Raw genomic sequence first — 12302 nt, forward strand, 5'->3', positions numbered from 1 at the left:
CGATTTTACATAGAAAATGGTTTATTTAAATTTTTTGAAATTATATAAATGTGTATATAAGCATTCAGATCAAATTTTTAGGAATATACTAAGACAGTTGTTTATTTAAAAATATTATTACTTTTCCCTTTACATTTGGCGTGATTCCGCTACAATGTACGTAAGAATAAGTTTCCTGATTAGCAAAAGTGAGGTGTAGCGACATGGAAATGGAACATATCAATGAGAATACCATACGTGTGTTGATCGGTAATGAAGATTTAGCTGATAGAGGAATCACCTTTTTAGATTTACTCGGCAATCACAAAGATGTAGAAAACTTTTTCTACAGTATTTTAGAAGAGGTTGATGTGGAAGATGAATTTCAGGGCAGCGAAGCTGTTACCTTTCAGGTTCTGCCAAAAAGTGATGGATTGGAACTATTTATTAGTAAGAATGCATCGATTGATGAAGTTTCTAATTTTGAAGGATTCAATGATCTTAATTCAGAAGAAGTTAGTAATATAATTCGCAAACAAATCGAAGAAGATTTTGCTGATGAGACACAAGAATTCGCTGATAATACAGTGAAAAATTTAGTGTTTGAGTTGACTGATTTTGACACAATGGTTCAATTGGCAAATGAAGTATTCTTACAGTCTGTGATAGCGAATTTATATACATTCAAAGGAACATATTATCTCCAAGTCATTTTCTTATTGGATGAATTAGGCAAAGCAGATGTAGAAAATGAATTAGCTCAGTTACTAGAATTTGCTGATTTATCTGTGGTGACACCTGAGAAATTAAATGAATATGGAACGTGTATTATGGAACGCAATGCGTTAGAATTAACAAGATACTATTTTGAATAAACAGTAAAAAACTGTGACAAAGTGATAATGCTTTGTTTCAGTTTTTTTTAATGAATCAACATAATTTCTGCGTATCTTACTTGTGAGGTGAGAGGTATGTTGAATGCATATTCAAAAAATAAAGAAGTTGTAACACTGTTAAATTTATCAAGAGAGGAGATCGAGCAATTAAAAGGTAGAAAGTATTTTTGTCCTGTTTGTTGTCAGCCGGTTCGAATCAAGAATGGGAAAATAAAGTTACCGCACTTTTCTCATTACAATCAGAGTAGTTGTAGTATTTATTCAGAAGGTGAGACAAGAGAACATTTGGCATTAAAAGAAGTCTTTGTGAAGTGGTGTGAGAAAAATAGAATTGGATACGAACTAGAAAAATATCTACCAGCACTGAATCAGCGGCCTGATCTTTTGATAGGAAATATTGCATTAGAGATTCAATGCAGTCCATTAAGTACGCAACGATTAGTTGAACGGACCAAGAGTTATCAGCAACATGGCTATATTCCAATTTGGATATGCGGTAAAAAGTTATTTTCTAACCGCTATAAATTAAACGAAGTAGTTAAAAACTTATGTTATTATTCTGAGGGATTAGGATTTTATTTATGGACAGCAGATTGGGAAACAGAAGAATTGGCGATACATTCTCATATTGAAGAAGATTTTAAAAAGAGGATTTATTCTTCAAAAAAAATCTGGTCTTTTTATAGCGATTTTTTGCTAGAAATTTTGGATTTTCCTCAGAAATCAAAAATTTATACTCAACGAAAATTTGAAATTGGATCGCTGATAGCAGAGTATTATTCTGAATTGAATAGAAAATTATATACAAGAGATGAGAAGATAAGAATGTTACAAGCTGAATTATATAACAATCGGCTTCATTTACTTCAATTGCCAAATTGGTTTTATTATCCAGGTCTTCGTATTTTCTGTTGTAGAGATTCAGATATGTTATTGAAAGTTCGAATCTGGAATTTCGTACAGTTTTTTGATCAGAATGTTTTTGATCACTCAGCGTTAATCTGTTTATTAAAGGTGGAGTTGGTGCAGTCAGCTGAGTTGTTTTATGACTTGCCAAATATTCCTTTTAAGACAGTTCAAACGTACTGTTTAAATCAAATACTGACTTATTTAATTGCCTGTAATCATTTAGTCAACGTCGAAAAGGGTTGGAAGGTTCAGATAGGGTCGTCAGATCAAACGATATCTGATGTGGGAGACTGGCTAAAAAAAATTGAAAATAACTGTTTAATCACTGCTACTCCCTTAAAAAATGTGATAAGATAAATCTAGGTAGGAATAATTTGAAAAGGAGCCGATGTAATGAGTGAAGCAAAACAGTTACCAGAACGTGCGAGTTTACCAATAGAGAAGACTTGGGATTTGACGAAAATTTTTAAGGATGATCAAGCTTTCGATGAAGCTTTTCAAGCGTTGTCAGAGGAATTAAACGAAGTTGAACAATTTAAGGGAACGTTAGAGAATGGTAGCGAGGTATTTTTAGCCAGTATTGAGATGTTATTAAGTATTTATCGTAAAATCGAAGTCATTTATGTATATGCTCATTTAAAAAATGATCAAGACACTACCAATACAACCTATCAAGCATTATACGCTAGAGCAAGTTCTTTATTAGCGCAAGCAAGTGAAGCTGTAGCCTGGTTTGAACCAGAAGTGTTATCGTTGAGTGATGACAAGATTTGGGGATATTTTGCTGAAAATTCTAAATTAGAGATGTATCGTCACTTTATTGAGAATATTTTGAGTGATCGACCACATATTTTATCTGCTGACCAAGAAGCTTTATTAGCGGGTGCTGGTGAAATTTTTGAAGCATCCAGTAATACGTTCTCTATTTTGAATAATGCAGATTTAAAGTTTCCAGTAATCGAAAATGAAAACGGTGAAAAAATCCAATTGACTCATGGTGTATATGGTCAGTTAATGGAAAACGTCCATAGAAGTGTTCGGGAAGAAGCATTTAAAGGACTTTATAGCGTTTATGATCAGTTCAAAAATACATTCGCTCAAACATTAAGCTCACATGTTAAGGCGCATAATTATAAAGCGAAAGTTCGTAATTTTTCTTCTGCCAGAGAAGCTGCATTGAGTAACAATCATATCCCAGAAAGCGTTTATGATACATTGATAGATGTAGTCAATCAAAATCTACCGTTATTGCATCGTTATGTATCTTTACGAAAACGTTTATTGAACATAGACGAACTTCATATGTACGATATGTATACCCCTATATTAGGTGAAGCGTCAATCAAGTATTCTTATGAAGAAGCAAAAGAAAAAGCAATCACTGCTCTAAATCCGATGGGAGAAGAATATTTAAATGTAGTAAAAACAGCATTTAGTGACCGTTGGATCGATGTTATCGAAAATCAAGGGAAACGTAGCGGTGCTTATTCATCTGGCGCCTATGATACAGCACCATATATCTTGATGAACTGGCATGATAGTTTAGATCAATTGTACACATTGGTTCATGAAATGGGACACAGTGTCCATAGTTATTTTACGCGTAACAATCAGCCGTATGTTTATGGAGACTATTCTATTTTCTTAGCGGAAATAGCTTCGACAACGAATGAAAATCTTCTAACAGAGTATTTATTGGAGACGGAAACAGATCCTCGAATTCGTGCCTATGTGTTGAATCATTATTTGGATGGCTTTAAAGGAACAATTTTCCGTCAAACTCAATTTGCTGAATTTGAACACTTTATTCATACAGAGGATGCAAAGGGAATACCATTAACAAGTGAGTATTTGGGAGAGTATTATGGAGAATTAAATCATAAATATTATGGTCCGGAAGTGAAGAAAGATCCTGAAATTGCTTTAGAGTGGTCTCGTATTCCTCATTTCTATTACAACTACTATGTTTATCAGTATGCGACAGGATTTTCAGCTGCATCAGCTTTAGCAAATAAAATTTTGGAGAAAGAGCCGCTTGCATTAGAGAATTATTTGACTTATTTGAAATCAGGTAGCAGTGATTATCCAATAGAAGTGATGAAAAAAGCTGGCGTAGATATGACAAAACCACAATACATTAAAGATGCTATGCATGTTTTCGAAACAAGATTAGGTGAACTAGAAGAACTTGTAGCTTCTTTAGAAAAATAAAATAAACTGCTTCTCTCATATGTCGAGGGGAGCAGTTTATTTTATTAAAGCAAATGTAAATGTCCATGTGGAACTCGAGGTTCATTGTAATGATTTAATTCAAATTTTTCATGAAAATACTGTAAGTTATCTTCAGATGTTTCACAAAGTCTTTTAATTTCATCCATAGACTCACACTCTTCTACAAGTACACCGAAGTCCCGATCACAAGTATAATTGTAAACTACTGCTGAAGGGTGTTTTGTAATGCCCATTTCACGAGCAATTTGTTGATCTGTTTGAAAAGATTCTTTTACAAAATCAGATTGACGATCCATTTTAAACATATCCAGATCGCCACCAGCCTCTACTAATAGTTTTTCAGCTAACTCTGTAGAGTAGGGAAGCATGTCAACTGCTACGGCTTGTTGTAAGCCTAGTAGTAAATGACGTCCTTTTTTCTTTCCTTGTAATTGTGCTGCTTTATAATCCAATGCTGCTGAATAAATATCTTCAAACAATTGATTACGTTGTTCAATGTCATGTGTTGGAATATCGAACAACTGTATAAGATGGTTAATGGTTCTCATATTAACGAGTGGAATGAAACGAAATTGGATTTTTTTATTTTCAGTTTCAACCAGTTTTAAAATATCCTTTTCTACGTTGAGACAAATGCCCCCCAAAGGATTAACGAACAGATAGATTTCAATCATTCATAATTCCTCCAATTTGACTCTTTTGCGACTAGACATCATTTCTCAACTAAGTGTCCCTAATTTATCAGAAAATATGGGAAAAATGAAATGATTTGTTTTAGCTATAATAACTTCTTAATCTTTTACTTTTGAGCTTCGCATCATACGTTGAATTTTGTTTGGTGATGGGGATTCTTTGATATTCAAAGTATCCAATAGGGTAAGAAAATCTTTCTTTCCGTTAGTAGCGTCATCTACTTCTAACTCCAATTCAAAATCATGTTGCTTATTGTACCAACTTTCATCTAGCGCGAGTAAACCTTGGGGAAGTTTTATTTCTGCTCGTTTAGTTGTTAGGCTTCCGATTAAACGTAAATTATCTTTGTCGATTCCTAAAGCAGTCAACTTGTTGTAGACATACCCATCATCTGGAAGTGAGGCCGATTCAACGATCTGCTGAGCTTCTTCAAGAGAAAGCGTATCGTTGATTTCGAGGAGACCAACTTTTTGAGGTATTTTCAAAGTAATTTCTGCATCATTGGATAGTATACGAACTCTTAAACCGATATGTTTCTTTTTTAATTGAAAATCGGCTGAATCAAAATAATAATTGGTTTGTGTAAAGAAATTCTCTTCTTTTAGTTGAAAGTAGTCTACTACTCGTGGGAAATCATCGATAGATACTAGTGTTTTAAATTCTATTTCTAAATTCTCACTCACGTTTATTTGACCCACTTTCTTTAATTTAATTCAATTTTTGCATACTTTACCCATTTACGTCAAGAAAAGTGAACTAGAAGTTAAAAAATTCGCTATTGTCGAAAAATTATAGACAATTTCTCAAATTACCCTATTTTTGATAGCTCTATGGTAAAATAAGCTGTGAATCAAATTCAAAGAAATAGAGGGATTAGGATGGAGAAAGAGTGGGAGCTTTTTCTGGCACCGTATGAACAGGCTGTTGGAGAAATGAAAGTTAAGCTGCGCGGTATTCGTAAGCAGTTTCGAGAACAAAATAAACATACACCTATTGAGTTTGTAACAGGTCGAGTGAAACCTGTTGATAGTATTTTAACAAAGGCTGCCTTGCGTAATATTGCTGCTGATCGTCTAGAAGAAGAAATGCAAGATATTGCAGGACTTAGGATTATGTGCCAATTTGTTGAGGATATTCGGCAAGTAGTGGATATCATTCGCAATCGTAAGGACTTGAAAATTATTCAAGAACGTGATTATATTACAAATAAAAAAGAGAGCGGCTATCGTTCGTATCATTTAGTAATTGAATATCCGGTCCAATTGATAACGGGTGAAAAAAAGATTTTGGCTGAAATTCAAATTCGTACGTTAGCCATGAATTTTTGGGCTACGATCGAACATTCATTGAATTATAAGTATCAAGGCGCTTTTCCAGAAGAAATGAAAGAGCGGTTGCAACGTGCAGCCGAAGCAGCTTACCAATTAGACGAAGAAATGTCAACAATTCGTGAAGAAATTCAAGAAGCGCAACATCTGTTTTCACACGGACGGGGCAAGTCGAAAGATAATTATTATCAAAAATTTAATGATAATAATGAGAAGAAAGATAAAGACTAGGAGGAGTAGGATGAAAGTTGCAATCGTTCATAACCATGAGCACAAATCTAATGAAGTTACACGCCGTTTACTCCTGCTTTTAAAAAAAAATAAAATCGAAATGGATGACCATCAACCAGATCTTGTGATTTCTGTAGGTGGAGATGGTACATTGTTATCAGCGTTTCATCGTTTCAGCCATCGACTGGATGACGTTAGCTTTTTAGGTGTCCACACAGGACATCTTGGTTTTTATACGGATTGGCGGGATTATGAACTGGAAGAATTAGTTCAAAGTCTATTGGTTCATCAAGAACAGAGCATCAGTTATCCTTTGTTGGATGTGAAAATCAGTTTTCATGGCAATAAACCAGATAAACATTTTCTAGCATTGAATGAATCAACAATCAAACGTGCTAATCGTACTATGGTTGCGGATGTCTTCATCAAAGATGAATTATTTGAACGTTTCCGTGGAGATGGTTTATCCGTCTCTACTCCGACAGGATCGACTGCCTACAATAAAAGTATTGGGGGAGCAGTACTTCATCCGAGTATCAATGCATTTCAACTTGCAGAGATTGCATCATTGAACAATCGTGTTTTTAGAACATTGGGCTCACCAATCGTGATTGCGCACACCGAATGGGTAGAAATCAAGTTGCAAGAAAGTAATGATTATCTGATTACAGTTGATCAATTAGATATCTATCAAGATGATATCAAGTCGATTTACTATCGTATTGCGGATGAGCGTATTCATTTTGCATCGTATCGACATATGCATTTTTGGCATCGTGTTAAAGATGCCTTTATTAGTGAGGATTAGTAAATCAATGGAATTTAATTGGACAGTAGAAAACAAAGAACCGCAGCAAGTAAAAATGTTCTTAAAGGAGCAAGGAATTTCCAAAGGACTTTTAGCCAAGATCAAGTTTCAAGGTGGAAAAATTGAAGTCAATCAGTCTGTTGAAAATGTATTATTTAAGTTATCCTTGGGAGATCAGGTGAAAATTACGATCCCGGACGAGAAAGAGCATGAGACGTTACTGGTTGACGATGTACCGATCGATATTGTTTTTGAAGATGCCCATTATTTAGTGGTCAATAAACCAGTAGGGATTGCATCGATTCCTGCTCAATATCATCCTAATGGTACGATGGCGAATCGGGTTAAGGCCTATTTTAAAGCACAGAAATATCAAGATCAGGTGATTCATGTAGTGACTCGATTAGATAGAGACACTACGGGCTTGATGTTGTTTGCTAAACACGGTTTTGCTCACGCGATGTTAGATCAGGAGCTACGAAAAAAAGAAGTGATCAAGATTTATCAAGCCTTAGTTAGTGGTGATGTATCGCGACTAAAGAAACATGAAACAATAAAGTTACCAATTGGCCGTGATTTATCTTCTATTTTGAAAAGAACTATTGTTGAAACGGGACAACAGGCTGAGACTGAATATTGGTTGATGAAACGTAAAAAGGATCAAGCATTAGTAAATATTCAACTTCATACAGGTAGAACCCATCAAATCAGAGTCCATTTTGAAGCTATTGGTTGTCCATTATTAGGTGATTCGATGTATGGAGGTAAAATGGATAGCGGAATCGAGCGACAGGCGTTACACTGCTGTCAGTTGAGTTTTATCCATCCCTTTACAAAGCAACGATTAGAATTAACTTCTCCTCTAGAAGAAGATATGAAGAAAATTGTAGATCAACTTTAGATTGAAAGGAGCGGTTTAGGTGAACGAAGGACAAGAAATGGAAGACCATTTTTCATTGCTGTTAGAGAAATTAAAAGACCAGCAGATGGCGGAGTTTCGTGAGTTGTTTTTGGCGCTCCATATTTACGAACAAGGACAATTTTACCAATCGATCGATGAAGCAGATAGAAAGCAAATGTATAATTATTTGTCACCAAAAGAATTAGCTGACATGTTTGATGTTATTGAAGAAGATAACGAAAACATGAAGGATTATCTGGCGGAAATGCGTCCGAGTTATGCGGCTGAAATGTTATCAGAGATGTATACGGATAACGCAGTTGATTTACTGAATATGTTAGAGAAAAGCCAGAAGGCGAAATATCTAAGTTTAATGAGTACCGAAGATGCTGGTGAGATCAAAGAATTACTTCATTATGAAGATGATACAGCCGGATCGATCATGACGACAGAATTTGTTTCTATTGTTGCGAATCAAACGGTTCGTTCTGCAATGTATGTGTTGAAAAATCAAGCTGATATGGCAGAAACGATTTATTATGTCTATGTGGTAGATCAGGAAAACCATTTAGTTGGCGTTATATCTTTGCGTGATTTGATTGTAAATGATGATGATACAATGATTTCAGACGTGTTAAGTGAACGGGTAATTTCTGTTCATGTTGGAGATGATCAAGAGGATGTTGCGCAAACGATTCGAGATTATGACTTCTTAGCGTTGCCAGTTACAGACTATGAGGACCATCTTTTAGGGATCGTAACAGTTGATGATATTATTGACGTTATTGATGATGAAGCGGCAAGTGATTATTCTGGTTTAGCTGGGGTCAATGTGGAAGAGGTTAGTGAAAATCCCATCAAAGCAGCATCAAAACGGCTGCCTTGGTTGATTACATTATTATTTTTAGGAATGTCTACAGCTACTTTAATCAGCCATTATGAAGAGTTAGTTAGTGAAGCAAGTATTTTAGCTGTGTTCATTTCATTGATTACCGGAACTGCTGGAAACGCAGGGACACAATCATTAGCGGTAGCAGTCAGAAGATTAGCGGTGTCAGACGAAAAAGATAATAATTTTGGCCGGTTAATTGTTAGTGAAGTGTTGACTGGTTTAGTAACAGGGGCTGTTACGGGTGTGGCGATTTTTATCGTTGTTGGGATTTGGCAACATAATTTTCCATTAGGGTTTGTAATCGGAATGGCGATGTTATGTGCTATTACCGTTGCAAATTTAGCTGGTAGTTTGATTCCGATGCTCATGGACAAATTAGGATTTGATCCGGCCGTTGCCAGTGGACCTTTTATTACAACACTAAGTGATTTGACCAGTGTCTTGATTTATTTTAATATTGCCAGTCTTTTTATGCAGTATTTTATTTGAAATGATCATAATAAGGAAAGCATTAAACTTTATGTAACGAAGTTTAATGCTTTCCTTTATTCGTTTTATTCTCCTACGATTTTTGTCCCGTGGACTTCATCAACTTGCAAGGCCATTACTACAGATTTAACATTTTTATCAGTAATTCCACCGCCAGGTAATATAGTAATTCGATCATTAGCATAGTTGATCAGTTCTTTTAGATGATCAAAATTAGCCTCGATTGCTGTTCCAGAAGGCCCGCCATGTGTTAAAATACGATGTACATCATGTTCTGCTAACCAATCGATTGCTTTAAGTTGGTTTTCTTTATTTAATACATCAAAAGCCATGTGGAAGGTGATTTGCAGCCCTTCTGCAGTTTCGATCAATAATTCTAATGCTTCTTCGTCTAACCAGCCGTCATTTGTTAAACAACCTATAACGACACCATCAGTTCCAATTTTTTTTGCTTCGATTAGATCAGTATGCATAATTTTAAGTTCAATATCATTGTATACAAAATCTCCACCTCGTGGTCTGATGATTGTCATAACGGGAATTGATTTTTCTCCAGCATAAGCAACAACTTCTTCAATAACACCTGTACTAGGTGTAGTACCACCTACAGCTAGATTATCACATAATTCGATTCGTCCTGCTCCGTTGCGGATGGCAGTCGGGATATTTGTGAAATTTTCAGCACAAAATTCTTTGATCATTCGATTCACTCCTTGTTTTTTCTTCACAGGCATTGTACCACAATTATGGCAGTTGCCAAAGTCTTCTTCCCGTTGTAAGATAAATAGCGACGATTAATCAACAAGTGTCAGAATTTATAGCGAATAGGAAGTAACCTTATGTTGAAAAAAATTGATTTTGCTCGTAATTTTTTAGAAACACATCAAGAACAATTTCTTTGCCCAGTATGTAAAAAGTCAATTCAGCTTGAAGGATATAGTTTGATTTGTGCAGAAAACCATCAATTTGATTTATCTAAAAAGGGAACGATTTATTTTCTTTCTCATAGTATTCAAACAGACTATAATAAAAAAATGTTGATCCATAGAAGCAAGATGATTCAAAGTGGGATGTATCAGCCTTTATTGGAAAAAATTATTGGTGATATGGATTTGACTGGAAATACGTTAGATGTTGGATGCGGTGAGGGAAGCTTTTTGTCTGAGCTTTCTAGTTTAGGCTTAGTGGGGCCAAAATTTGGGTTTGATATTTCTAAGGATGGGATTTATTTAGCCAGCAACCAACCAATCGAAGCTTTTTGGTGCGTCGCTGATTTGACAAACTTGCCATTTGCAGACCAATCGATGGATACTGTTTTAAATATTTTTTCGCCATCTCATTATAGTGAATTTCAGCGTGTTTTAAAACAAGAGGGAACACTTATCAAAGTTGTGCCTGAAACAGATTATCTAAAAGAGTTGAGGACAGCCTTTTATCCAGGTGATGAAACGAAGCAAACCTATTCCAATGAAAAAGTTTTGGCAAAATTTTATAAGGAAATGGATATTTTGTCCGACGAACGCGTAACCTATAGCTTCTCCATACCTAAAGAAAATCGCCTAGATTTATTAGAGATGTCTCCACTGGAATGGGGCGTAGCTGAAGAAGTAAAAGAAGCGATTCAAAAAAATCCATTATCTGACATCACAATTGACGTTCGCATGTTAAAAGGAAAAATGAAATAGCGCTTACAATCGGTAAATTTGCTAAAAGGTATTGCAAAGCTCTGGTAATGGTGTTATATTACATACAAGTTGTTTTTTCATTGGTTTTTATCAGGTTCCTGTTCTGATAAAAGTTAGTGAAAAGAGCTTCACTAACGTAGCGACTCGCAGTGATTGACACCGAGGCGATACGTTTTTTTTATGCCGATTTTTGTGAACAAAAAAATAAATGATGAATCATTCAAATGAAAGGAAAGTGAAATCATGACCAATCATATTGTATTATTTGAACCTCAAATCCCAGCAAATACCGGTAATATCGCCCGGACTTGTGCAGCAACAAATTCCCCCTTACATCTCATTGAGCCGTTAGGTTTCTCGACCGATGATAAACACTTAAAAAGAGCAGGATTGGATTATTGGAATGACGTTACTATCATGTATCATGCAGATTTGACGGCATTTTTAACTTATTTAGGTGAGCAACCGCTACATTTAATCACAAAATTTGCAAATCAAACGTATAGTGAAATGGATTATGCTGATGGTAAAGATCATTATTTTATGTTTGGGAAAGAAACGACTGGATTACCAGAAGAGTTTATGCGAGAAAATGAAGAAAAATGTTTACGAATTCCGATGAATGATGAACATGTTCGTTCGTTGAATTTGTCAAATACGGTAGCATTAGTGGTTTATGAAGCGTTGCGTCAACAAAATTTTCCAGCATTGGAATTACAGCATCATTATGAAAAGGATAAATTAGATTAAACATAATACTAAAAAACTGTTCTCCTTACGATTGAAGAGAACAGTTTTTTTTCAACAATAAAGAGAAATCAGTACATTATTCATGTAACTCTAAAGGTAAACCGTCTGGATCAAAGAAAAAGGTCATTTTTTCTCCTGTAAATGTATCTATCCGAATTGGTTCGCATTCAATTTCTTTAGTGTTCAAGAAGGCAATGACTTCCTCTATATTTTCTACTTTAAACGCTAAATGGCGTAAACCCAAAGCTTCAGGATAAGAGGGTCTTTTTGGTGCATTAGGTGAAATGAAGATTTCTAATTCATGATTTCCTAATTTTAAATCTAGTTTAACATCATTTTTCTCTTCTCGATGATTTTCCCTAATGATTTCAAAACCTATTTTTTCTACATAGAATTCTTTCGTTTTTTGGTAGTTAGAACAATTGATGGCAATATGATGAATGTGCTCAAAAAACAAATCAGTTTCCTCCTTCAATATCACGATACAAGCTTGAAGCTCTTTTATTATA

General features: G+C 35.0%; 13 protein-coding genes. 9 read left to right on the forward strand and 4 right to left on the reverse strand.

Translation table 11 applies throughout. The features are described 5' to 3' along the window. Positions 1 to 203: 203 nt before the first annotated feature. From BCR22_RS07245 to pepF, 3 genes are all read left to right on the forward strand, one after another. Positions 204 to 854 carry an adaptor protein MecA gene (locus BCR22_RS07245; protein ID WP_069654281.1) on the forward strand — a complete coding sequence of 217 codons (651 nt, stop codon included), beginning with the start codon at positions 204 to 206 and terminating at the stop codon, positions 852 to 854. A 96-nt stretch (positions 855 to 950) separates the two neighbouring features. Then, positions 951 to 2141: a competence protein CoiA gene (locus BCR22_RS07250; RefSeq protein ID WP_069654282.1), complete on the forward strand. Its 1191-nt coding sequence runs from the start codon at positions 951 to 953 to the stop codon at positions 2139 to 2141. Between the two features lie 36 nt (positions 2142 to 2177). Then, positions 2178 to 3995 (forward strand): oligoendopeptidase F, encoded by a 1818-nt coding sequence (gene pepF / locus BCR22_RS07255; RefSeq protein ID WP_069654283.1) that lies wholly within the window; start codon positions 2178 to 2180, stop codon positions 3993 to 3995. Positions 3996 to 4039: 44 nt separating this feature from the next. Here pepF and BCR22_RS07260 read toward each other — a convergent pair whose 3' ends face one another. Both BCR22_RS07260 and BCR22_RS07265 read right to left on the reverse strand, forming a co-directional pair. Then, a complete protein-coding gene (locus tag BCR22_RS07260; protein ID WP_069654284.1) occupies positions 4040 to 4690 on the reverse strand; it encodes a DsbA family protein in 651 nt (216 codons plus the stop codon). A 117-nt stretch (positions 4691 to 4807) separates the two neighbouring features. Further along, on the reverse strand, positions 4808 to 5392 hold the full coding sequence (locus tag BCR22_RS07265) for a CYTH domain-containing protein (RefSeq protein ID WP_069654285.1): 585 nt from the start codon (positions 5390 to 5392) through the stop codon (positions 4808 to 4810). Between the two features lie 195 nt (positions 5393 to 5587). Here BCR22_RS07265 and yjbM point away from each other — a divergent pair, with 195 nt between their 5' ends. The 4 genes from yjbM to mgtE are packed head-to-tail and all read left to right on the forward strand — an operon-like array spanning position 5588 to position 9358. Next, on the forward strand, positions 5588 to 6268 hold the full coding sequence (gene yjbM, locus BCR22_RS07270; RefSeq protein WP_069654286.1) for a GTP diphosphokinase: 681 nt from the start codon (positions 5588 to 5590) through the stop codon (positions 6266 to 6268). 10 nt (positions 6269 to 6278) lie between these two features. Further along, positions 6279 to 7076: an NAD kinase gene (locus BCR22_RS07275; RefSeq protein WP_069654287.1), complete on the forward strand. Its 798-nt coding sequence runs from the start codon at positions 6279 to 6281 to the stop codon at positions 7074 to 7076. A 7-nt stretch (positions 7077 to 7083) separates the two neighbouring features. Further along, positions 7084 to 7977 carry an RluA family pseudouridine synthase gene (locus BCR22_RS07280; RefSeq protein WP_069654288.1) on the forward strand — a complete coding sequence of 298 codons (894 nt, stop codon included), beginning with the start codon at positions 7084 to 7086 and terminating at the stop codon, positions 7975 to 7977. A gap of 19 nt (positions 7978 to 7996) precedes the next feature. Beyond that, on the forward strand, positions 7997 to 9358 hold the full coding sequence (gene mgtE / locus BCR22_RS07285; protein WP_069654289.1) for a magnesium transporter: 1362 nt from the start codon (positions 7997 to 7999) through the stop codon (positions 9356 to 9358). 65 nt (positions 9359 to 9423) lie between these two features. Here mgtE and BCR22_RS07290 read toward each other — a convergent pair whose 3' ends face one another. Further along, positions 9424 to 10059 carry a copper homeostasis protein CutC gene (locus BCR22_RS07290; protein ID WP_069654290.1) on the reverse strand — a complete coding sequence of 212 codons (636 nt, stop codon included), beginning with the start codon at positions 10057 to 10059 and terminating at the stop codon, positions 9424 to 9426. 138 nt (positions 10060 to 10197) lie between these two features. Between BCR22_RS07290 and BCR22_RS07295 the strand changes: the two genes are divergently transcribed. Both BCR22_RS07295 and trmL read left to right on the forward strand, forming a co-directional pair. After that, positions 10198 to 11043 carry a methyltransferase domain-containing protein gene (locus BCR22_RS07295; RefSeq protein ID WP_069654291.1) on the forward strand — a complete coding sequence of 282 codons (846 nt, stop codon included), beginning with the start codon at positions 10198 to 10200 and terminating at the stop codon, positions 11041 to 11043. A 243-nt stretch (positions 11044 to 11286) separates the two neighbouring features. Then, positions 11287 to 11793 (forward strand): tRNA (uridine(34)/cytosine(34)/5-carboxymethylaminomethyluridine(34)-2'-O)-methyltransferase TrmL, encoded by a 507-nt coding sequence (trmL, locus tag BCR22_RS07300; protein WP_069654292.1) that lies wholly within the window; start codon positions 11287 to 11289, stop codon positions 11791 to 11793. A gap of 76 nt (positions 11794 to 11869) precedes the next feature. Here the strand turns inward: trmL and gloA2 are convergent, their stop codons facing one another. Beyond that, positions 11870 to 12250, reverse strand: a complete 381-nt coding sequence (gene gloA2, locus BCR22_RS07305; protein WP_069654293.1) for an SMU1112c/YaeR family gloxylase I-like metalloprotein — start codon at positions 12248 to 12250, stop codon at positions 11870 to 11872. Between the last annotated feature and the right edge of the window lie 52 nt (positions 12251 to 12302).

It is taken from the genome of Enterococcus plantarum, from assembly GCF_001730295.1.
Taxonomy (GTDB): domain Bacteria; phylum Bacillota; class Bacilli; order Lactobacillales; family Enterococcaceae; genus Enterococcus_L; species Enterococcus_L plantarum.

What these genes read in the sequence shown, in the direction of transcription:
- BCR22_RS07280 (WP_069654288.1), top strand. Translation starts at nt 7,084, where the DNA reads ATGGAATTTAATTGGACAGTAGAAAACAAAGAACCGCAGCAAGTAAAA.
- trmL (WP_069654292.1), top strand. Translation starts at nt 11,287, where the DNA reads ATGACCAATCATATTGTATTATTTGAACCTCAAATCCCAGCAAATACC.
- BCR22_RS07245 (WP_069654281.1), top strand. Translation starts at nt 204, where the DNA reads ATGGAAATGGAACATATCAATGAGAATACCATACGTGTGTTGATCGGT.
- BCR22_RS07260 (WP_069654284.1), bottom strand. Translation starts at nt 4,690, where the DNA reads ATGATTGAAATCTATCTGTTCGTTAATCCTTTGGGGGGCATTTGTCTC.
- pepF (WP_069654283.1), top strand. Translation starts at nt 2,178, where the DNA reads ATGAGTGAAGCAAAACAGTTACCAGAACGTGCGAGTTTACCAATAGAG.
- BCR22_RS07295 (WP_069654291.1), top strand. Translation starts at nt 10,198, where the DNA reads ATGTTGAAAAAAATTGATTTTGCTCGTAATTTTTTAGAAACACATCAA.
- BCR22_RS07250 (WP_069654282.1), top strand. Translation starts at nt 951, where the DNA reads ATGTTGAATGCATATTCAAAAAATAAAGAAGTTGTAACACTGTTAAAT.
- BCR22_RS07290 (WP_069654290.1), bottom strand. Translation starts at nt 10,059, where the DNA reads ATGATCAAAGAATTTTGTGCTGAAAATTTCACAAATATCCCGACTGCC.
- yjbM (WP_069654286.1), top strand. Translation starts at nt 5,588, where the DNA reads ATGGAGAAAGAGTGGGAGCTTTTTCTGGCACCGTATGAACAGGCTGTT.
- BCR22_RS07275 (WP_069654287.1), top strand. Translation starts at nt 6,279, where the DNA reads ATGAAAGTTGCAATCGTTCATAACCATGAGCACAAATCTAATGAAGTT.